At 68.5% G+C, this 20,488-nt stretch carries 15 protein-coding genes and 1 pseudogene; 11 read left to right on the top strand and 5 right to left on the bottom strand.

Annotated features, from left to right (window positions below; genetic code table 11):
* Window positions 1–4: 4 nt before the first annotated feature.
* From H7A87_RS02685 to accC, 5 genes are all read left to right on the top strand, one after another.
* Complete coding sequence (locus H7A87_RS02685) at window positions 5–2,356, top strand: protein-disulfide reductase DsbD (RefSeq protein ID WP_119129483.1); 2,352 nt, start codon at window positions 5–7, stop codon at window positions 2,354–2,356.
* A 463-nt stretch (window positions 2,357–2,819) separates the two neighbouring features.
* Complete coding sequence (gene aroQ / locus H7A87_RS02680; protein WP_104649184.1) at window positions 2,820–3,266, top strand: type II 3-dehydroquinate dehydratase; 447 nt, start codon at window positions 2,820–2,822, stop codon at window positions 3,264–3,266.
* Between the two features lie 91 nt (window positions 3,267–3,357).
* The gene (gene accB, locus H7A87_RS02675) at window positions 3,358–3,846 is read left to right on the top strand and encodes an acetyl-CoA carboxylase biotin carboxyl carrier protein (RefSeq protein WP_104649183.1); all 489 of its coding nucleotides are present in this window, start codon (window positions 3,358–3,360) and stop codon (window positions 3,844–3,846) included.
* Window positions 3,847–3,924: 78 nt separating this feature from the next.
* A complete protein-coding gene (locus H7A87_RS02670) occupies window positions 3,925–4,254 on the top strand; it encodes a four helix bundle protein (protein WP_221202722.1) in 330 nt (109 codons plus the stop codon).
* 42 nt (window positions 4,255–4,296) lie between these two features.
* Window positions 4,297–5,664: an acetyl-CoA carboxylase biotin carboxylase subunit gene (gene accC / locus H7A87_RS02665; RefSeq protein ID WP_104583546.1), complete on the top strand. Its 1,368-nt coding sequence runs from the start codon at window positions 4,297–4,299 to the stop codon at window positions 5,662–5,664.
* 278 nt (window positions 5,665–5,942) lie between these two features.
* Here the strand turns inward: accC and H7A87_RS02660 are convergent, their stop codons facing one another.
* Window positions 5,943–6,305: a hypothetical protein gene (locus tag H7A87_RS02660; protein WP_104534522.1), complete on the bottom strand. Its 363-nt coding sequence runs from the start codon at window positions 6,303–6,305 to the stop codon at window positions 5,943–5,945.
* Window positions 6,302–7,225, bottom strand: a complete 924-nt coding sequence (locus H7A87_RS02655; protein WP_119129482.1) for a hypothetical protein — start codon at window positions 7,223–7,225, stop codon at window positions 6,302–6,304. The genes H7A87_RS02660 and H7A87_RS02655 overlap by 4 nt, the downstream gene beginning before the upstream one ends.
* A 366-nt stretch (window positions 7,226–7,591) precedes the next feature.
* On the opposite strand from H7A87_RS02655, the gene prmA reads away from it, so the two are divergent.
* On the top strand, window positions 7,592–8,512 hold the full coding sequence (prmA, locus tag H7A87_RS02650; RefSeq protein ID WP_119129481.1) for a 50S ribosomal protein L11 methyltransferase: 921 nt from the start codon (window positions 7,592–7,594) through the stop codon (window positions 8,510–8,512).
* 12 nt (window positions 8,513–8,524) lie between these two features.
* Here the strand turns inward: prmA and H7A87_RS02645 are convergent, their stop codons facing one another.
* A complete protein-coding gene (locus H7A87_RS02645) occupies window positions 8,525–9,040 on the bottom strand; it encodes a hypothetical protein (RefSeq protein WP_180496873.1) in 516 nt (171 codons plus the stop codon).
* Window positions 9,041–9,186: 146 nt separating this feature from the next.
* Between H7A87_RS02645 and H7A87_RS02640 the strand changes: the two genes are divergently transcribed.
* The 3 genes from H7A87_RS02640 to fis all read left to right on the top strand — a co-directional run bounded on the left by H7A87_RS02640 (window position 9,187) and on the right by fis (window position 11,568).
* Window positions 9,187–9,564 (top strand): helix-turn-helix transcriptional regulator, encoded by a 378-nt coding sequence (locus tag H7A87_RS02640; RefSeq protein ID WP_104583543.1) that lies wholly within the window; start codon window positions 9,187–9,189, stop codon window positions 9,562–9,564.
* Between the two features lie 469 nt (window positions 9,565–10,033).
* The gene (locus H7A87_RS02635; protein WP_119129480.1) at window positions 10,034–11,179 is read left to right on the top strand and encodes a DUF3426 domain-containing protein; all 1,146 of its coding nucleotides are present in this window, start codon (window positions 10,034–10,036) and stop codon (window positions 11,177–11,179) included.
* 116 nt (window positions 11,180–11,295) lie between these two features.
* Complete coding sequence (gene fis / locus H7A87_RS02630) at window positions 11,296–11,568, top strand: DNA-binding transcriptional regulator Fis (RefSeq protein ID WP_104583541.1); 273 nt, start codon at window positions 11,296–11,298, stop codon at window positions 11,566–11,568.
* Between the two features lie 324 nt (window positions 11,569–11,892).
* Here fis and H7A87_RS02625 read toward each other — a convergent pair whose 3' ends face one another.
* Both H7A87_RS02625 and H7A87_RS20765 read right to left on the bottom strand, forming a co-directional pair.
* Window positions 11,893–16,185 (bottom strand): Ice nucleation protein, encoded by a 4,293-nt coding sequence (locus H7A87_RS02625; protein WP_180496872.1) that lies wholly within the window; start codon window positions 16,183–16,185, stop codon window positions 11,893–11,895.
* Window positions 16,186–17,207: 1,022 nt separating this feature from the next.
* Window positions 17,208–17,348 (bottom strand): annotated as a pseudogene (locus H7A87_RS20765) (CDP-alcohol phosphatidyltransferase family protein); the annotation flags it as partial.
* Between the two features lie 74 nt (window positions 17,349–17,422).
* Here H7A87_RS20765 and purH point away from each other — a divergent pair.
* Together purH and purD are read left to right on the top strand one after the other, a co-directional pair.
* A complete protein-coding gene (gene purH, locus H7A87_RS02615; RefSeq protein ID WP_119129452.1) occupies window positions 17,423–19,006 on the top strand; it encodes a bifunctional phosphoribosylaminoimidazolecarboxamide formyltransferase/IMP cyclohydrolase in 1,584 nt (527 codons plus the stop codon).
* A gap of 138 nt (window positions 19,007–19,144) precedes the next feature.
* Entirely contained in the window at window positions 19,145–20,440 is a 1,296-nt protein-coding gene (gene purD / locus H7A87_RS02610) for a phosphoribosylamine--glycine ligase (RefSeq protein WP_119129451.1), read from the top strand.
* Window positions 20,441–20,488: the final 48 nt, after the last annotated feature.

The following is a 20,488-nucleotide window of genomic DNA, read 5'->3' as shown; positions in this document are numbered from 1 at the left end:
GTCCATGAAGTCTCTGTCCCGCTGGATCGCCCGCTGCGCACTGCTGGCCGTACCGTTGCTCGCCGCGCCGCTGGCGCTGGTGGCGCCCCTGCCCGCGCGGGCCGCGGTCAGCGAGGCCGACCTGCTGCCGGTGGACCAGGCCTTCACGCTCAGCGCCACCGCCGACAGCCGCGACAGCATCGCGCTGCGCTGGAAGATCGCGCCGGGCTACTACCTGTATCGCCACCGCATCAGCGTCAAATCCGGGCAAGGCTTTGCCGCCGGCGAGCTGGCGCTGCCGGAAGGCCAGAGCAAGCACGACGAGTTCTTCGGCCAGGTGCAGACCTACCGCAAGCAACTGCAGGCCAGGCTGGCCGGCAAGGCCGATGCCGGGCTGCGGACCGCCGTGCTGCAGGTGCAATACCAGGGCTGCGCCGATGCCGGCGTGTGCTACCCGCCGCAACGTCGCGAACTGCGCGTGAGCTTGCCCGAGGCCGCGACGGCCTCGACGGCCTCAGCGCCCGCCGCCGCCACCGCCACCGCCGCCACCCAGCGCGAGAACCTGGGCGCACTGGTGCCGCGCGCACCGGCGGGCCCGCGCCTGTTCGGCAGCACCGGCCAGGCCGCCGGCGTGGACGCACTGCCGTTGCCGGCCGAGCAGGCCTTCCGCTTCGAGGCGATCGTTGGCGACGGCAACAGCCTGCTGCTGCGCTTCACCCCGGCACCCGGCTACTACATCTATCGCGACCGCACCTCGCTGGCGCTGGAAGGCGCCGGCGGCGTGCGTCCCGGGCTGCCGCGCTGGCCGCAGGGCAGCGCGCACCGCGACGAGCATTTCGGCGACGTGGTGGTGTATTTCGACCAGGCCGAAGTCACCTTGCCGTTGCTGCGCGAGCACGCCGAGCCGGTCAGGACGACGCTGGTGGCGACCTTCCAAGGCTGCCAGACCGACGGCATCTGCTACCCGCCGATGACCCGCCGCGTGGCGCTGGAGCTGCCCGCCGGCACCGTGTCGCCGCAGAACCAGGCGCAGGCGGCACCGCTGATGATTTCGCCGCTGCCCGCCGGGCAACTGCCTGCCGAGCCGGCGCCGGCACCGACGCCCGCGGCGACTGCGGCACCGGCCGCAGATGCCTCGGCCGACAATCCGCAACGCACCCAGCCGCCGCATACCGACAAGGGCCTGCTGGCGATGCTGGTGCTGGCCCTGCTCGGCGGGCTGGTGCTGAACCTGATGCCCTGCGTGCTGCCGATCCTGTCGCTGAAGGTGCTGGGCCTGGCCCACAGCGGCGAGAGCCGCAGCCACGCGCGCAGCCATGCGATCTGGTATTCGCTGGGCGTGCTGGTGTCGTTCGCGGCGATCGGCGCGCTGGTGATCGGCCTGCGTGCGGCCGGGCAAGCGGCCGGCTGGGGCTTCCAGCTGCAGCAGCCGTGGTTCGTCGCGGCGCTGGCGTATCTGATGTTTGCGGTGGGCCTGAGCCTGTCGGGCGTGTTCACGCTGGGCGGCAACCTGGGCGGCATCGGCCAGTCGCTGGCGTCGCGCAATGGCCCGCTGGGCGACTTCTTCACCGGCGTGCTGGCCTGCGTGGTGGCCAGCCCGTGCATCGCCCCGTTCATGGGCACCGCACTGGCGTATGCGTTCACCGCCCCGGCGCTGCTGGCGATGCTGGTGTTCCTGGCGCTGGGCCTGGGCCTGGCGCTGCCATTCCTGCTGATCGGCTTCATCCCCTCGCTGGCGCGGCGCCTGCCCACGCCCGGCGCGTGGATGGAAACGCTCAAGCAGGTGCTGGCGTTCCCGATGTATCTCACCGCGATCTGGCTGCTGTGGGTGCTGGGCAAGCAGCGCGGCGTGGACGCGCTGGCGCTGATGCTGGTCGGTGCCACCCTGCTGGCGCTGGGCCTGTTCTGCTTCGAGCGCAGCCGCTGGAAAAGCCACCGCATCGGCATGGGCCTGGCGGCGGTGATGCTGGTGCTGGCGATCGTGCCGGTGGTAGGGGTCACCCGCCTGCGCCTGCCGGCGGCCACCGCCGCCGAGGGTGTGGTGGCGTATTCACCGCAGCTGCTGGACCGCCTGCGCGCCGACAACCGGGTGGTGTTCGTCAACATGACCGCGGACTGGTGCGTGACCTGCAAGGCCAACGAAAAGAACGTGCTGAGCAGCGCCGACTTCCGCGACGCGCTGCGCCGCGTCGACGCGGTCTACATGAAAGGCGACTGGACCAACGTCGACCCCAGGATCAGCGCCTTCCTGGACCAGCACCAGGCCGTCGGCGTGCCGCTGTACGTGGTCTATGGCCCCGGTGCCCCGCCGGCGGTGCTGCCGACCGTGCTGACCAGTGCCATCACCGAGGATGCGTTGCTGCGCGCGGCGCGCTGAGCCGGCCGGCCTGCCACGTCGGCCGTCGCCCCGGCGAGCATCGCGGCCTGATCCGGCAACGACGCGGGCTGATGACACGGCAGCGCCAGCGCTGACACCGCTGGATGTCGGTATTCAAGGGCAGGACGTCGCTGCCGGCCATGTTGATCGGCAGCGTGGCGGACACCAGGCGTGGATCGACACAACGCCCTCATCGTTGTGCCGGCAATCAGCCCCACTTCCGCGCGAGCGGACACGGCAAACGCCCCGACGGCAATTCAGCGCGTGGTCGGCCTGCGATCGACCGACGGGCCGCGCCAGGGGCAACCCTCGAAACGGCGGCCCCGCAAGGTTCCACGCAGCAGCAACACTGCCCGCCACGCCCAAATTTGAAACAAACGTTTAAAACAAGCCTAACTTCGCCTATCTGGACAGCATCGGCCACATCGCGCAGACTTCCGGCCTTTCTGCTCTCCCGGATGTCATGGCCCACCTGCTGCTGTTGCATGGCCCCAACCTCAACTTGCTCGGTACCCGCGAGCCGGATGTCTATGGGCGCACCACGCTGGCGCAGATCGATGCGGCCCTGGTGGACCGCGCGCAGGCGGCCGGGCATACGCTGGCCTGCCTGCAGTCCAATGCCGAGCACGTGCTGGTGGAGCGCATCCACGCCGCGCGCGAGGACGGCACCGTCTACATCCTGATCAACCCGGCCGCCTTCACCCACACCTCGGTGTCGCTGCGCGACGCGCTGCTGGGCGTGGGGTTGCCGTTCGTGGAAATCCATCTGTCCAATCCGCATGCGCGCGAGCCGTTTCGCCACCACAGCCATCTCAGCGACAAGGCCGATGGCGTGATCTGCGGCTTTGGCGCCGACAGCTACCGGCTGGCGCTGGAAGCGGTGATCGCGCGGCTGGAGCGCGACGCATGACACCCGTATCGCCGGCGCCTGCGCCGGCCGCCTGACCCCATTCCGCCGGCAGCCGCCGGCAACCTCCACCGATTCACCTCATGAGGCCCGTATGGATCTCCGCAAAATCAAGAAACTGATCGACCTGCTCGAAGAATCCAATCTCGCCGAAATCGAGATCAAGGAAGGCGAGGAAAGCGTGCGTCTGGCGCGCGTGCCCAAGGGCACGACCGTGATGAGCGCGCCGGTGCAGCAGTACGCACCCGCCCCGCTCGCGCAGGCCCCGGCAGCGGCGCCCAGCATGCCGATGCAGTCGCCCACCGAGGCCTCCACCGGCGGCGCCAAGCAGGCTGCCGCCTTGCCGGACGGCCACGTGCTGCGCGCCCCGATGGTCGGCACGTTCTACACCTCGCCCTCGCCGGACAAGCCCGCCTTCGTCACCGTCGGCCAGCAGGTCAAGGCCGGCGAAACGCTGGCGATCATCGAGGCGATGAAGATGTTCAACCCGATCGAAGCCGACGTCTCCGGCACCATCGTGGCCATCCTCGGCGAAACGGGCCAGCCAGTGGAATTCGATCAGCCGCTGTTTGTGATTGGCTGAAGCGCCGGGGAATCGGGAGTGGAGAATCGGGAATCGGCAAAGCGGCCTCATGAACGCCTGGAGGCGTGGCGCGATTCCATGGAGCTTGTGGAAATGATCTATCGGTTCACCGAACTCTTTCCCGAGCAGGAACGCTACGGCCTGACGGCGCAATTGCGCCGTGCAGCCGTCAGCGTCCCGTCGAACATCGCCGAAGGTGCGGCGCGGCGCTCAACTCCCGATTACGCGCGGTTTCTCTCGATTGCGCGCGGATCGCTCTCCGAACTGGATACACAGGTCCAGATCGCCGTCCGACTGGGCTACAGCAACACCGAAGACGAAGACATCGTTAGCCAACAGGTCGACCAGGTCTTCGCCAAGCTCACCGCATTGATGAATGCCTTACGCAGACGTGGAGCCGCACCATGATGCCCGCATCTACCCATTCCCCATTCCCGACTCCCTATTCCCATGCTCGATAAAGTCGTCATCGCCAACCGAGGTGAAATCGCGCTGCGCATCCTGCGCGCGTGCCACACGCTCGGCATCCGCACGGTCGCGGTGCATTCCACGGTCGACCGCAACCTCAAGCACGTGGCCATGGCCGACGAGTCGGTGTGTATCGGCCCGGCCGCCTCCAGCGACAGTTACCTCAACATCCCGGCGTTGATCGCCGCGGCCGAGGTGACCGATGCGCAGGCCATCCATCCCGGCTACGGCTTTTTGTCGGAAAACGCCGACTTTGCCGAGCGCGTGGAGGAATCGGGCTTCATCTTCATCGGCCCCAGGGCCGACACCATCCGCCTGATGGGCGACAAGGTCGAGGCGATCCGCGCGATGAAGGCCGCCGGCGTGCCGTGCGTGCCCGGTTCGGGCGGCCCGCTAGGCGATGACATCGTCGCCAACACCAAGGTGGCGCGCGAAATCGGCTACCCGGTGATCATCAAGGCCGCCGGCGGCGGCGGTGGACGCGGCATGCGCGTGGTGCATTCGGAGGCGGCGCTGAAGGCCGCCATCGAAACCACCAAGTCCGAAGCCAAGGCCGCTTTCAGCAACGACCAGGTCTACATGGAGAAGTTCCTGGAGAATCCGCGCCACGTGGAGATCCAGGTGCTGGCCGACGGCCAGGGTGGTGCGATCCATCTGGGCGAACGCGATTGCTCGATGCAGCGCCGCCACCAGAAGGTGGTGGAAGAAGCGCCGGCGCCGGGCATCACCGAAGAGCTGCGCAACGAGATCGGCAAGGTCTGCGTGGATGCCTGCATCCGCATCGGCTACCGCGGCGCCGGCACCTTCGAGTTCCTGTTCGAAAACGGGCGCTTCTACTTCATCGAAATGAACACGCGCATCCAGGTGGAGCATCCGGTCACCGAGCGCATCACCGGCATCGACCTGGTCTGCGAGCAGCTACGCATCGCCGCCGGCCGCAAGCTGACCATCAAGCAGAGCGACATCGTGCTGCGCGGGCATGCGATCGAGTGCCGTATCAATGCCGAGGACCCGGAAACCTTCATGCCCAACCCGGGCCTGATCACCGCCTTCCATCCGCCCGGCGGGCCCGGCGTGCGGGTGGATACGCACATCTATGCCGGCTACAAGGTGCCGCCGAACTACGACTCGATGATCGGCAAGCTGATCGTGCACGGCCCCGATCGCGAGACCGCGATCGCGCGCATGCGCGTGGCGCTGAGCGAGATGGTGGTGGACGGCATCAAGACCAACATCCCGCTGCAGCAGCGCATCATGCGCGACAAGGGCTTCCAGGCCGGTGGGCAGAACATCCACTACCTGGAAAAGCGCCTGGCCGAGCGCAAGAACAAGTCGATCGCGCTGACCTGATCGCAGCAGGCAGAGCACAGAAAAGCCCGGGAAACCGGGCTTTTTTTTGCGTTGTTTCCCGGTGCTCGCGCCGGCAGTGCCTCACGCAGGCCAGGCACGCGGCCAGCCGACCCATGCGTAGGAGCGCACCCGGGCGCGACCGCGCCTTATCGGTGGAACCTCGTCGCGCCCAGGTGCGCTCCTACGGGATCCTGGGTGCGACCGGATCCGCTGCGCAGATCTTGTCGTCCGCGCGGATACGCATCGCACCCGCATCGGAGCGCGATGCGCTGCATCGCTCAGCGCCGCGGCGCCGGCTGCTGGCTGCCCGGCACCGGCACGATGCCGCTGGAGGAGGCCGGGTCGACCACGGTCATGGTTTCGGTGGAACCATCCGGCCATACCACCTGGAACGTGGAGCCGGCCGGCAAGGTCGAAAACGGCATCGCGCTGCTGGCGCGGTACACCGCGGCCACCTGGCTGGCGCCATGCCGTCGCTGCTGCTCGTCGGCGGTGACCGTGGTGGACTTGACCGACAGCGGCTGGTAGCGGTGATCGGCGGTGTCGATCATCACAATGCCCACGGCCGCGGCCGAATACGCCACGAACAACGCGACCCAGAACCAGAACTTGGCGCCGTGCGCCAGGCGACGGTAATTCATGACTGCGCTCCCGGCTCGGAGACCAAGGCATCGACCATCTCATCCACTCTGTCTGCTCCCTGCCGCGGCACCGCGGCATCGAATACGAACGACACGAAATCCTGTGCGCTGTCGCGCGAGCAGATGCCCGCGTTGGCGCAATAACTGGTGACCAGGGTGCTGTCTGCGCTGCAGTCCAGCCCCAGCCGGCAGGCGGCCACCTGCCAGGCCAGCTCGGCGAACTGATCGCCGGCCACATAGCCGGCCAGGCTGTCATCGCCACTGGCGCGCGCGCCCATCGCCGGTGCAAGCGCCAGGTAGGCCTCCGGATCACGCGAGGCCAGCACGCGCTGCACCAGCGCGCGCCTGTAGCTGGGCGCGTGCTGCAGCGGCTCGCCCAGCGCCAGCAACGCCGCCTCGGCCGCCAGGTTGCCCGCACGCGCGGCCGCCTGGCGTTGCTGCGCCACCAGCCGTGGGCTCAGGCCATCGCTGGGCGCAAAGCCGGCGCAGCGTTGCGCCACGCGCGTGCGCGCGGCGTGCATCGCCACCACCCCCGGCGTGTGTTGGGCGGCGATCCATGCGCTGTCGGCGGCATAGCCGGCCGGGCTGGACGCATACGGGGCGCAGTAATCGTAGACGCGGCTCAGGCGCCACCCCGCCTGCGCATCACCGGCGCGCACCTGCTGCTGCAATTGCTGTGCATAGCGGTACAGGTCCGGCTGCGCGTCCACCGCATCGCGGTAGGGCAGCTGCAGGGCAGTGCCGCGTTCGGCAGGCGCGTGCGCCGCCGATACAAGCGCGCCTGCGCGGGCAGTGACTGCCGCCGCTGACGGCGCCGCAGCGGGCAGATCGTCCGGTTGCGCGCGCACATGCCACCACGCCGCCGCGAGCGCGACGGGAGCCAGCAACAGCCACAGATGGCGGGAACGAGCAAACGGCATGGACGGCGGCGACCCTGCTGCGGAAAGCCCCGCAGCGACGGCGCGGAGTCTAGCACCCGCATTCGCACGCGCTGGCGCGCAAGCGGACGCTGCCGGTGCAGGTTGCGAAAGAGGGAATGCATGAGGAGGCAGATCTGCGCGTGTGTGGTGTAAGTGGCGCGCGGCGGCAGTTTGGTTGCCGGCGCGTTCGCCTCAGCCGCCGGCAGCTGCCGGCGACACTGCGCTGCGGCCGCAGTGCGGCGTCCGGCGTCGGCGTGATCGTGCGCTCGACGCACCCAGGCACCCAGGCACCCAGGCACCGTTGCGCAAGGGTCGGCCCGCACGAATGGTCTACGATGCACGCTTTCGAATTGCCCGACCGCCACGATGCCGTTTCTTGAACTGACCCTGCCCTGCTCCGATGCCACCCAGCCCCGTTACCAGAATGCGCTGGACGATATCGGCGCGCTGGCGGTGACGCTGCTCGACGCCAATGCCGACACCAGCAACGAGCGCGCCATTCTCGAACCCGGCGTCGGCGAAACGCCGCTGTGGAACACCATGGTGCTGAATGCGCTGTTCGACGGCGACAGCGATGCGCTGGTGCTGCTCGCCGCGCTGGAGGCGTTCGATCCCGGGCTGGACTGGAGCCAGGTCGCGTTCCGCACGGTCGACGACAGCGACTGGGAACGCGCCTGGATGGATCAGTTCAAGCCGATGCAGTTCGGCGCGCGCACCTTCATCGTGCCGTGGAATCACGCGCTGCCCGAGGCCGCGCAAGCGCCCGACGCGGCGGTGATCCGCCTGGATCCGGGCCTGGCGTTCGGCTCGGGCACGCACCAGACCACCGCGCTGTGCCTGCGCTGGCTGGACAGCCTGGCCGGCAGTGGCGAGCTGCAGGGCCGCAGCGTGCTGGATTTCGGCTGCGGCTCGGGCATCCTCGCCGTCGCCGCGTTGAAGCTGGGCGCCGCCAGCGCGGTGGGCGTGGACAACGACCCGCAGGCGTTGCTGGCCACCGCCGACAATGCCGAGCGCAACGCCCTGCAGGCGCAGCTGGCGGTGTACCTGCCGCAGCACGAGCCGGTGCAGACCTATCCGGTGGTGGTTGCCAACATCCTGGCGTCGGCACTGGATGCGCTGGCCGACACCTTGTCCGCACGCGTGGCGCCGGGCGGGCGGATCGCCTTGTCGGGCATCCTGCACGGCCAGGAAGAGGAGTTGCTGCAACGCTACGCGCCCTGGTTCGAGCAACTGCGCTGCGAACGCGACGAAGACTGGATGCGCATCGACGGCGTGCGCCGCCACTGACGCCGCCTCGCGTCAGCGCGGCGGCCGGCCGGCGCGGATCTGCGCGGTGGTCACTGCATCGGCCACGCTGATGGCGCGCAGCCGGGTCACCGCCTGCCAGCCCGCGCGCTGCAGCGCCGCGCTGCGCCACGGCCCGGCCTGCCGGGCCACACGGACACGCAAGCCCAGCTCGGCCAGCAGCAACGCCGCCCAGGCCGGGAGCGACCACGCCTGCAGGCCCAGGCTCGCCACGCCGCCGGCCAGCGCCAGCAAGCCCATCCCCGTCGCCAGCAGCCGCCAGTGCCGCTGGCGCAGCGCCCACCACCGCGGCGCCAGCCCGGCCGACCACTGCGTGCCGTCGGCGACGGCGGTCCACGCGTCATGGCGCCGCCAGACCTGGTAGCACGGTGCGCCACGAAAGTGGTTGATCGCCGGATCCAGTGGCGAATGTGCCGGCCATGCGGCAGTTGGCGGAGCGGCTGGCGGCCTGGCTGGCGGCGTTGCCGGCGTGCTGGGGCGGGCGGTGTCGGGAGCGGCTGGCTCGACCATGGACATCCTCCTTGAGTTCGCTGTGATCCCGTCATCATTGACGTGACGACAGTATCGCAAACATATCGGCATATGAAAGTTATACGAACTATCCCTGTTTGCTGCTAGGGCTATATCTCCCGGCCCGTTCCCACTCACGGTGCCGTGTGAGCAAGTTGTACGAACGCGTCCGCGAAGCCCGCGCGCTGACCAAGCTGACCCAGGAAGCGCTGGCCGGCGAACTGGGCGTGACCCGCAGCGCGGTGGCGCAGTGGGAGATGGCCGAAGGCACCGCGCCCTCGGTGGAAAACCTGATCGGCCTGGCCAGGCGCAGCGGCATGGCGTTCGAATACCTGGCCACCGGCCGCGGCGAGCGGACCTTCGGCCCGCCGGTGCCGGCGATCGCCGAAGAGCCGGCGCAGTACCGCCACCTGGACGACCAGCAACGCGTGCTGCTGAACCGCTTCGACACGCTGGCCCCGCGCCAGCGCAGCGGCCTGCTCGATCTGCTGCTGGCCGAGGGCAAGACGCGGCGCAGGCGTTGAGTCGGGAATCGGGAATCGGGAATCGGGAATCGGGAATCGGGAATCGGGAATCGGGGGCAGGCTGCTCGGGGCGTCATTCGGAAGGCAAGCTCGGAGTTGGCAGCTAGCCCAATCGGATGCGGATGATGTGGCGCCGGGACTTCCGCGTGTGGGCTGGAATACGGCCTTTGGCCGCAACCTCGTGGGCGCGCTCCGAGTTGGCAGCTAACCCGAGCGGATTCGGATGACGTGGCGCCGGCAACTTCGTTTGCACGTTGGCCGGAATGCGGACTCTGCTGGAATGCGGCCCTTGGCCGAGACAGGGCGCTGACTGCAGCGCGACGGTGGCCACCGGGTGGATGCATCCCCGCAGTCGATTGGAGGCGGTATCGGTGCCTGTGGTGCGTGTCGCACGCACGCATGACGCACCCGGGTTCGCCCGCTGGCGTGCGCGTGGTTGAATAGAGCCCTTCCCGCTGCACGCCTGCCGATGTCCGAGACTCCGCCACCGCGCCGCCCCCTGGCCACGTTCCTGCGTGCGACGCCGGCGGCTCCATCGCTGCTGCCGACCCCGGTGGTGCCTGCTGCCGAACCGCCGCTGCCCGCGCCGCCGGTGCCGGCCAGCGAACTGGCGCCGGCGCCGTCAACCGAGCCGGTGGCCGCACCGGCGGCGCCGGGCGTGTCGCCGCCCTTCGAGCCGCTGGTGACCACGCCGCGCAGCGAGCCCGCGCCGGTGGGCATCCCCCTGCCAGGCGGCGATGCCGGCCAAGCCGCAGCGGACGCCACCGCGCCGGACCGGCCGGCGTGGACCACGGCAACTGCGCGCCCGCTGCCGGGCGATCCTGCCGAAGGCTCAGCGGCCGGCGCCAGCGACACCCGCACCGCGATCGCCAGCACTTCCGCTGCACAGCAGACCGCCGCACATCCGGGCGGCGTGGCGACCGGCGGCATTGCCGGCGCAGACCAGCAGCGCGCGCACTCCGCTGCGTCCGGCGTTGCATCCGTGCCGGACGCCACGCCAGCGTCCGGTGCCGATCCAGATACGGGCGCCGAGCCAGGCGGCAGCGCCGCAGGCCTTGCCGGCGCAGCGGCACCTGACCGGTTCCAGCCCCTCGCGGCCCAGGCCGCGCCCGCCTTCGCTCGCCGCGGGCTGGCCCGGCCACGGCTGCGCGCCAGCGGCCGCCAGTGGGCCTTGCTGGTCGGGCTGGTCGGCCTGCTGGCGCTGCAGATCGTCATCGCCGACCGCGCGCAGCTGGCCGCCGATGCGCGCTGGCGTCCGCTGGCCAGCGCGGCCTGCGCGGTGGCGCGCTGCACGCTGCCGGCCTGGCGCGAGCCGGCTGCGCTGACCTTGCTCCATCGCGATGTGCGCCCGCTGCCCGGGGTGCCGGGCGTGCTGCAGGTTCAGGCCAGCTTCCGCAACGAGGCGCGCTGGGCGCAGGCCTGGCCGTGGCTGCAGCTGTCGTTGTCCGACGCCGACGGGCGGGTGATCGGCACGCGCGTGCTGGCGCCGCAGGAGTATCTGGGCCAGCCACCGGCCGCGCAGGACACGCTCGCGCCGGGCCAGGCGGTGCAGGTGGCGTTTGCCGTACGCGAGCCGGCCGCGAGCACCGCCGCCTTCAGTTTCGACTTCCGCTGAGCGGACGCGACCTGCGCCGATGGCCACACGGGCGTGGCGAGCGGTGAGGTCACGCGCTAGACTCACTCCCCCTCGCCGGCCACGCGTCCCGGCTTCGTGACACTGGGAACCCTCCTTTGAACGCAGCCCCCTCTCGCCCTGACCCCGGTCGTGGCGCCCCGAAGTCGCCGCTGCGCGAACACGTGGCCCAGTCCGTCCGCCGTTACCTGCGTGACCTGGACGGCAGCGACGCCGACGATGTGTACGAAATCGTGTTGCGCGAGATGGAGATCCCGTTGTTCGTGGAAGTGCTCAACCACTGCGAAGGCAACCAGAGCCGCGCGGCGGCGATGCTGGGCATTCACCGTGCCACGCTGCGCAAGAAGCTCAAAGAGTACGGGTTGACGTAGGACGGGATTGGGGAATCGGGATTGGGGAATCGTTAGAGCGTTGGGGTGTGCTGCGGGCTGGCAGTGCGCTGCGCTGGCACGCTTGGTGATGACGCGGCCGATGGACGATCTCGTTGCGTGTTGTGGAATGCGCAGCGTGTTGATGTCGGGTCGGGCTGCCCAAAGTGTTCGCTCTTGATCCCACGCCTTGGCGCAGGACTTCCGTCGCGCCCAGCGTGCCGCGCATGGCGCGCCTTCTTCATCTGATTGGGCCAACCGCCGCGTCTTCGGCGGTTGGCCGCAGTGCTGGATCGGCAACGCCGATCGCCTGGTCGAAGGGATTGCTCAGTTCGGCAAGTGCGTCACCGCTGCATGGTCGCCTGCGGACGCCGGCCCGCTGCCCTGTTCCAGCACGATGGTGGCGATGGTGTCGAACGGATCGTCGAACTTCTCGACCACGTTCTTGTCTTCGTCCACCTGGTAGGCGGTGTCGGCCTCGACGCCCTCTTCTCCGGTCTTGGCGATGATGTTGGTATAGCGCTTGCCGTCCCAGCAGCGGAAGATCAGCACCGAGTCTTCGCCACCGGTCAGGGTGGAGCCCAGGCTGCCGATCAATCTGCTGTTGGCACCGGCCGTCAGGATGCTGTTCTTTCCGGCGGTCAACTTGCTGCGGTCGCCCGCCATCAGCGTACAGTCGTCGCCTGCGGTGAGCCTGCTGCGGTCCCCGGCGGTGAGGAAGCTGTTGCTGCCGGCCAGCAACTTGCTGCGATCGCCGGCGATCTGGGTGCTGTCGGCGCCCGCAATCAGCTTGCTGCGGTCGCCCGCCGTCTGCACGCTGCCCATGCCGGCGATCAGCGTGCTGCGCGAACCGGCCGTCTGCGAGCTCAGCTTGCCGGCGATCAGCATGCTGCGATGGCCGGCAATCTGGGTGCTTTCGTGCCCTGCGATCAACGAGCTGCCATAGCTGGCGATCTGGTTGCTGCCGTAGCCGGCCGTCAGATAGCTGCGCACGCCGCTGGTCAAGCTGCTGCCATAGCCGGCAATCAGCGAACTGTCCTGCCCGGCGGTCTCGGTGCTGCCGTAGCCCGCGGTCAACGAGCTGTTGTCCTGCGCGATCAACGTGCTGCCGTAGCCAGCGGTCAGGGTACTGTCGCCACCGGCGGTCTGGCTGCTGCCGTAACCGGCGATCAGCGTGCTGGAAAACCCGGCGATTTCGGTACTGCCGTAGCCGGCGGTGAGCGAGCTGTTTTCCAGCGCGGTCAGCGTGCTGCCATAACCGGCGGTCAGGGTGCTTTCGTAACCGGCGGTCTGGGTGCTGCCGTAGCCCGCGATCAGGGTACTTTCGTAACCTGCCGTGGAATTGCTGCCGTAACCGGCGGTCAGGATGCTGCCATGGCCGGCGGTTTGCGTGCTGCCGTAGCCGGTGGTGAGCCAGCTGATTTCCTGCGCCGTCTGGGTGCTGCCGTAGCCGGCGGTCAAGGTACTTTCGTAGCCGGCCGTCTGGGTGCTGCCATAGCCGGCAATCAACGAGCTCTGGAAACTGGCGGTGGACGTGCTTCCGTAACCGGTGATCAACCAGCTGCTGCTCTGCGCGGTCTGGGTACTGCCGTAACCGGCCGTCAGGAAGCTGTCGTAACCGGCGGTCTGGGTACTGCCATAGCCGGCGATCAGCGAGCTGTCCGGGCCGGCCATGGAGGAACTGCCGTAGCCGGCAATCAGCGAACTGCTTTCCTGCGCGGTCTGGGTACTGCCATACCCGGTGGTGAGAATGCTCTTGTAACCGGCGGTCTGCGTACTGCCATAGCCGGCAATCAGCGTACTGTCATGCCCTGCCGTCGATGTGCTGCCGTAACCGGTGGTGAGCGAGCTGCGCTCCTGCGCGGTCTGGGTGCTGCCGTAGCCGGCGGTGAGGATGCTCTTGAAACCGGCGGTCTGCGTGCTGCCGTAGCCGGCAATCAACGAACTGTCCGAGCCGGCGGTGGAAGAACTGCCATAGCCGGCAGTGAGCATGCTGCCCTCTTGCGCGGTCTGGGTGCTGCCATAGCCGGTGGTCAGGATGCTTTTGAAGCCGGCGGTCTGCGTGCTGCCATAGCCGGCGATCAGTGAACTGTCCGAACCGGCAGTGGAAGTGCTCCCGTAACCGGCGGTGAGGTCACTGCCCTTGCGTGCGGTCTGCGTACTGCCATAGCCGGCAGTGAGTGAACTGTCGCCGCCGGAGGTTTGCGTGCTGCCATAACCGGCGATCAAGGTGCTGTCGGCACCGGCGGTAGAGGTACTGCCGTAGCCGGTGGTCAGGTCGCTGCCGCTGCGCGCGGTCTGCGTGCTGCCATAGCCGGCGGTCAGCGAACTATCGCCGCCGGAGGTTTGCGTGCTGCCGTAACCGGCGATCAAGGTGCTGTCGCCACCGGCGGTGGAGGTACTGCCGTAGCCGGTGGTCAGGTCGCTGCCGCTGCGTGCGGTCTGCGTGCTGCCATATCCGGCAGTGAGTGAACTGTCGCCGCCGGACGTTTGCGTGCTGCCATAGCCTGCAATCAGCGTGCTGTCGCCACCTGCGGTGGAGGTGCTGCCATAGCCGGTGGTCAGGTCGCTGCCGCTGCGTGCGGTCTGCGTACTGCCGTAGCCGGCAGTGAGTGAACTATCGCCGCCCGACGTCTGCGTGCTGCCGTAGCCTGCAATCAGCGTGCTGTCGGCACCGGCGGTGGAGGTGCTGCCATAGCCGGTGGTCAGGTCGCTGCCGCTGCGTGCGGTCTGCGTACTGCCGTAGCCGGCAGTGAGTGAACTGTCGCCGCCGGACGTCTGCGTGCTGCCATAGCCTGCAATCAGCGTGCTGTCGGCACCGGCGGTGGAGGTGCTGCCGTATCCGGTGGTCAGGTCGCTGCCGCTGCGTGCGGTCTGCGTACTGCCATAGCCGGCAGTGAGTGAACTGTCGCCACCGGACGTTTGCGTGCTGCCGTAGCCTGCAATCAGCGTGCTGTCGGCACCGGCGGTGGAGGTGCTGCCGTAGCCGGTGGTGAGGTCGCTGCCTTTGCGTGCGGTCTGCGTGCTGCCGTAGCCGGCAGTGAGCGAACTTTCCCCACCGGACGTTTGCGTGCTGCCGTACCCGGCGATCAAGGTGCTGTCCGCGCCCGCGGTGGAAGTACTGCCGTAACCGGTGGTGAGATCGCTGCCCTTGCGCGCGGTCTGCGTGCTGCCGTAGCCGGCAGTGAGCGAACTGTCCCCGCCCGAGGTCTGGGTGCTGCCATACCCGGCGATCAAGGTGCTGTCTGCACCGGCGGTTGCGGTGCTGCCATAGCCGGCAGTCAGGTCGCTGCCCTTGCGCGCGGTCTGGGTACTTCCGTAGCCGGCAGTGAGCGAGCTTTCGCCGCCGGAAGTCTGCGTGCTGCCGTACCCTGCGATCAAGGTGCTGTCCGCGCCGGCCGTGGAGGTACTGCCGTAACCGGCCGTGAGGTCGCTGCCGGTGCGGGCGGTCTGCGTGCTGCCGTAGCCCGCGGTCAGCGAGCTGTCGTTGCCGGAGGTCTGTGTACTGCCATAACCGGCAATCAGGGAACTGTCGGCACCGGCGGTACCGGTGCTGCCATAGCCGGCGGTGAGGTCACTGCCGTCCTGCGCTGTCTGCGTGCTGCCGTAGCCGGCGGTCAGCGAGCTTTCCCCGCCGGAGGTCTGGGTGCTGCCGTAGCCGGCGATCAGCGAGCTGTCGGTGCCCGCCGTGCTGGTGCTGCCGTAGCCGGCGGTGAGATCGCTACCGTTCTGCGCGGTCTGGGTGCTGCCGTAACCGGCCGTCAACGAGCTGTCGCCGCCGGAGGTTTGCGTACTGCCATAGCCTGCGATCAGCGAGCTGTCTGCCCCCGCGGTTTCCGTGCTGCCGTAACCGGCGGTCAGGTCGCTGCCATGCCGCGCGGTCTGGGTGCTGCCATAGCCGGCCGTCAGCGTGCTGCCCCCGCCTGCGGTCTGGGAACTGCCGTAGCCGGCAACGATGGTGCTGTCGGATCCGGCCACGCCGGTGCTGCCGTAGCCTGCGATCAACTCGCTGCCGTTACCGGCAGTCTCGGTACTTCCATAGCCGGCGATCAGCTGGCTCTGATCGGCGCCCGTGAGCGTGCTGCCATAGGTGGCGATTTCGCGGGTGCGCAAGATCGCATTCGAAGGCTGTGCGGCCTGTGGGTCAATGCCGCTGGCCGCCATTGGATGTGGCGCGGTGGAAGGCGCACCGCTGTCGACGGCCGGCGCAGTGAACTGCGCCTGCGCTGCCTTGGGAATGAAGTCCGCGGCAACGACTGCAGGCGGCTCCGGCTGGGGCGGGGTGTGCTGCGCAATGCCCGCGGCAATGCACTGCATCGCGCCGGCACGGTTGCCGGCGTAAACCACCTCGGCGCGGGGAAACTTGATCATTCCCTCCTCGCCCAACCAGATGATGTCGGCGGTATCCACCATGCAGACCACCCAATGCGCATCGGCATGCATGTTCAGATGCGCATTGGTGCCCTGCCCCCACAACAGGCCGGTCAAACCGTTTTCCTGCTTGATGGTGGGTTGCCAATGCCGGCACTCGACACTGCCGGACTGCGGCCAGATCAGTCCGCAATGATCGGACATGTTGTTGGTGCAGGTGCGTAAGGCCAGGACTTTTTCGCGATTCATAGGCTTGCTCTCATGAGGATGTTCCGGGCAGCTGCGCAAACCGGCGTGCATGCCCTGGCCAATCGAGGGATGCGGGTCATCCCGCCGTCATGGCGAGACGGATCCGCCCATTGGCAAGGGCAGTCGCGGTACTGCGGCGGTTGGTCATCGACGAGCGCCACCAGGCGCACGCGCGCTGCGGTGTCTTGCTTGAATCGCAGGGTCATGGACGGCCGTGACGGCAAGACGCAGCGGGGAGTGACGGCAAGGCTGGCTCCTGCGCGACAGCCGTTGCAGCAATTAGCGACGGGACGCCTCGCCGAGAGCGTCGTTGCTGGTGAACCGGTTGAGCGAATCGGTCAGCGAGCACAGATCGTCGGTCAGCCCGGCGTGGCCACTGTCGCCGCAGCGGAAGACAGGTGCGCATTCCCGAAGGACAGCTGGGTGCGCCACGCACGGGGACCGGTTTTTTTGATCAATCTGCGACCGGCTCCGGATTGTGTTCGTCAGTGCACAAGCCGAATCGAGGAACGTGTCGCGCACTCACCGCATCGCGTCGCGAACGCATGCCGGCATCAGATGAAGCGCCATCGCCCGCGAAAACAGGCACCCCCGCGCCGCGTGGCAATGCCGAGCGGGGCTGCAACTGAGATGCAGTGTATTCAAGGTGCGTGATCCATTCGCGCCTGCAGGCGGTGCACGGTTGGCAGTTTCATCGTGGCGATGACTGCCCGCAGCGGTGACGGGCGTCAGGCAACGCGCGCAGCAGACACTGTTGCAACCGTCTGCCTGGCAGATGCAACGGGCGCCGCAGCGTCGAACGTATCGCCCGTTGCGACGCATCACCTGATGATCGAAGCCTGGCACGCCTGTGGCCGGAGCGCGTCGTCTGCGTCATCGGGTGCCCGGCATCGCTGCAAGCCGGGCACCGAGGTGCGCCACGCACTCGCGCCCCGCTGTCGCGGATCACAGGGAACGCCACCTTTGGCAGCGACGCAGACCGAGGCCAGCTGGTCGCGCACGCCACCATGGCCTGCGCGACCGACCAGCGCGGCCACCAGCAACGACGCTGCAGCCGCAGCAGGCATCACCTGGCTGGTGCCGATGCCGCCGCGAGGCAGCGTGTCCCGCATCGGCCGCAGCAGCGCCCGGAAGTGTCCTGTCAGCGCATGGATCGACGCCATCACGGGCGGTCGAGCCCATTCGAGCGCCGGTGCGGCCTACAATATCGGCTGCCCCGCCTTGATAGCTCCCACCAATGGCCTCTGATTTCCTGCCCGTGCGCCGGGCCCTGCTCTCCGTTTCCGACAAGACCGGCCTGGTCGATCTGGCCCGCGCGCTGGCAGCGCGCAACGTCGCGCTGCTGTCCACCGGCGGCACCGCCAAGGCGCTGCGCGAGGCGGGCCTGCCGGTCACCGACGTTGCCGAGCTGACCGGGTTCCCGGAGATGATGGACGGCCGCGTCAAGACCCTGCACCCGCTGGTGCACGGCGGCCTGCTCGGCCGCGCCGGCGTCGATGAAGCAGTGATGGCCGAACACCGCATCGTGCCGATCGACCTGCTGGTGCTGAACCTGTATCCGTTCGAGTCGGTGACCGCCAGGGCGGACTGCACGCTGGCCGATGCGGTGGAGAACATCGACATCGGCGGCCCGGCGATGCTGCGCTCGGCGGCGAAGAACTTCGCCCGCGTGGCGGTGGCCACCGACCCGGCGCAGTACGCCGAGCTGCTGGCCGAACTCGATGCCAACGACGGCCAGCTGTCGGCGGCCAAGCGCTTTGCGCTGTCGGTGGCCGCGTTCAACCGCGTGGCGCAGTACGACGCGGCGATCAGCAACTACTTGTCGGCCGTGGCCGACAGCGCCGAAGCGGTGCCCACGCGCAGCCCGTTCCCGGCGCAGATCAATTCCAACTTCGTCAAGGTGATGGACCTGCGCTACGGCGAGAACCCGCACCAGGCCGGCGCGTTCTACCGCGACCTGTATCCGGTGCCGGGCACGCTGGCCACCTTCCAGCAGTTGCAGGGCAAGGAGCTGAGCTACAACAACCTGGCCGATGCGGATGCGGCATGGGAATGCGTGCGCCAGTTCGATGCGCCCGCCTGCGTGATCGTCAAGCATGCCAACCCCTGCGGCGTGGCGGTGGGCGCGGCCTGCGGCGATGCCTACGAGCTGGCCTATGCGACCGACCCGACCAGCGCCTTCGGCGGCATCCTGGCCTTCAACAAGACCCTCGATGCGGCGACCGCGAAAGCCATCCTGGACCGCCAGTTCGTCGAGGTGTTGATCGCCCCGGACTACGAGCCCGGCGCGCTCGACTACGCGACCAAGAAAGCCAACGTGCGCGTGCTCAAGATCCCGCACGGCAACGGCCTCAACAACTACGACACCAAGCGGATCGGCTCGGGCCTGCTGATGCAGTCGTCCGACAACCGCGGCATGTCGCTGGGCGAGCTGAGCGTGGTCACCCAGCGCGCGCCCAGCGAGGCCGAGCTGGGCGATCTGCTGTTCGCCTGGCGCGTGGCCAAGTACGTCAAATCCAACGCGATCGTCTACGCCAAGGACAACCGCACCATCGGCGTGGGCGCCGGGCAGATGAGCCGCGTGGTCAGCGCCAAGATCGCCGCGCTCAAGGCCGAGGAAGCCAGGCTCACGGTGGCCGGCTCGGTAATGGCGTCGGACGCGTTCTTCCCGTTCCGCGACGGCATCGATGCCGCCGCCGCTGCCGGCATCCAGGCAGTGATCCAGCCCGGCGGGTCGATGCGCGACGGCGAAGTGATCGCCGCCGCCGACGAACACGGCATCGCAATGGTGTTCACCGGCGTGCGGCATTTCCGGCACTGACGCGCCGGGAATGGGGAGTTGGGAATCGGGAATCGGAAGAGCGGTTCCCTAGATACCACTCCACACCGTACGGCCCGCAGAACCAGAGACTTTGCTTTTCCTATTCCCCATTCCCCATTCCCCATTCCCGGCACTCACATGAAAATCCTCGTCATCGGCTCCGGCGGCCGTGAACATGCCCTGGCCTGGAAGATCGCGCAGTCCGCACGCGTGAGCGAAGTGCTGGTGGCACCCGGCAATGCCGGCACCGCGACCGAAACCAAATGCCGCAATGTGGCGATCAAGGTCGATGATCTGGATGGCCTGCTCGCCCTGGCGCGGCGCGAAGCCGTGGCGCTGACCGTGGTCGGCCCGGAAGTGCCGCTGGTGCTGGGCGTGGTCGACCGTTTCCACGCCGCCGGCCTGCGCATCTTCGGGCCCACTGCCAAGGCGGCGCAGCTGGAAGGCAGCAAGGCCTTCGCCAAGGATTTTCTCGCCCGTCATGGCATCCCCACCGCGTACTACGCCGTGCACACTGACGTCGACGCGGCGCTGGCCTATGTGCGCGAGAAAGGCGCGCCGATCGTGGTCAAGGCCGATGGCCTAGCCGCCGGCAAGGGCGTGATCGTGGCGATGACGCTGGGCGAGGCCGAAGACGCGGTGCGCGACATGCTCTCGGGCAATGCGTTCGGCCATGCCGGCGCGCGCGTGGTGGTCGAGGAATTCCTCGATGGCGAAGAAGCCAGCTTCATCTCCATGGTCGACGGCACCCACGCCTTGCCGATGGCCACCAGCCAGGACCACAAGCGCGTCGGCGACGGCGACACCGGCCCCAATACCGGCGGCATGGGCGCGTATTCGCCGGCCCCGGTGGTCACGCCCGAGGTGCATGCACGCGTCATGCGCGAGGTGGTCGAGCCGACCGTGCAGGGCATGATCGCCGACGGCGTGCCGTTCACCGGCTTCCTGTACGCCGGGCTGATGATCGATGCGCACGGCGCGCCCAAGGTGATCGAATTCAACGTGCGCTTCGGCGACCCGGAGACCCAGCCGGTGATGCTGCGCCTGCAATCGGATCTGGTGGGCCTGCTCGACGCCGCCATCGACGGCAAGCTCGACCAGGCGCAGGCGCACTGGGACCCGCGCCCATCGCTGGGCGTGGTCATCGCGGCCAAGCCCTATCCGGAAACCCCGGTCACCGGCGAGGTCATCAGCGGCCTGGACGCCGTGCCGGCCACCGCCAAGGTGTTTCATGCCGGCACTGCACTAAATGCCAACGGTGAGGTCGTCAGTGCCGGTGGCCGCGTGCTGTGCGTTGCCGCCCTGGGGGACAGCGTGCAGGAGGCGCAGCGCAACGCGCATGCCGGCCTGCAGCCGATCCACTGGACCAACGCCTTTCATCGCAGCGATATCGGCTGGCGTGCGATCGCCCGCGAGCGCGACGCACAGGGCTGAGCACTCGCAACCACACGTTGCAAGGTCGTCAAGCGCGATACATGCCCG

The organism is Xanthomonas sp. CPBF 426, from assembly GCF_903989465.1.
GTDB lineage: Bacteria > Pseudomonadota > Gammaproteobacteria > Xanthomonadales > Xanthomonadaceae > Xanthomonas > Xanthomonas euroxanthea.
The sequence above is the reverse complement of the archived record's forward strand: the minus strand, read 5'-3'. Positions and strand labels throughout refer to the sequence as shown.

Coding starts and splice junctions, on each gene's coding strand:
- H7A87_RS02660 (WP_104534522.1), bottom strand. CDS start 6,305: ATGAATTACCGTCGCCTGGCGCACGGCGCCAAGTTCTGGTTCTGGGTC.
- H7A87_RS02645 (WP_180496873.1), bottom strand. CDS start 9,040: ATGGTCGAGCCAGCCGCTCCCGACACCGCCCGCCCCAGCACGCCGGCA.
- purD (WP_119129451.1), top strand. CDS start 19,145: ATGAAAATCCTCGTCATCGGCTCCGGCGGCCGTGAACATGCCCTGGCC.
- purH (WP_119129452.1), top strand. CDS start 17,423: ATGGCCTCTGATTTCCTGCCCGTGCGCCGGGCCCTGCTCTCCGTTTCC.
- H7A87_RS02670 (WP_221202722.1), top strand. CDS start 3,925: ATGGAGCTTGTGGAAATGATCTATCGGTTCACCGAACTCTTTCCCGAG.
- H7A87_RS02685 (WP_119129483.1), top strand. CDS start 5: ATGAAGTCTCTGTCCCGCTGGATCGCCCGCTGCGCACTGCTGGCCGTA.
- H7A87_RS02625 (WP_180496872.1), bottom strand. CDS start 16,185: ATGAATCGCGAAAAAGTCCTGGCCTTACGCACCTGCACCAACAACATG.
- accB (WP_104649183.1), top strand. CDS start 3,358: ATGGATCTCCGCAAAATCAAGAAACTGATCGACCTGCTCGAAGAATCC.
- aroQ (WP_104649184.1), top strand. CDS start 2,820: ATGGCCCACCTGCTGCTGTTGCATGGCCCCAACCTCAACTTGCTCGGT.
- accC (WP_104583546.1), top strand. CDS start 4,297: ATGCTCGATAAAGTCGTCATCGCCAACCGAGGTGAAATCGCGCTGCGC.
- prmA (WP_119129481.1), top strand. CDS start 7,592: ATGCCGTTTCTTGAACTGACCCTGCCCTGCTCCGATGCCACCCAGCCC.
- H7A87_RS02655 (WP_119129482.1), bottom strand. CDS start 7,225: ATGCCGTTTGCTCGTTCCCGCCATCTGTGGCTGTTGCTGGCTCCCGTC.
- H7A87_RS02635 (WP_119129480.1), top strand. CDS start 10,034: ATGTCCGAGACTCCGCCACCGCGCCGCCCCCTGGCCACGTTCCTGCGT.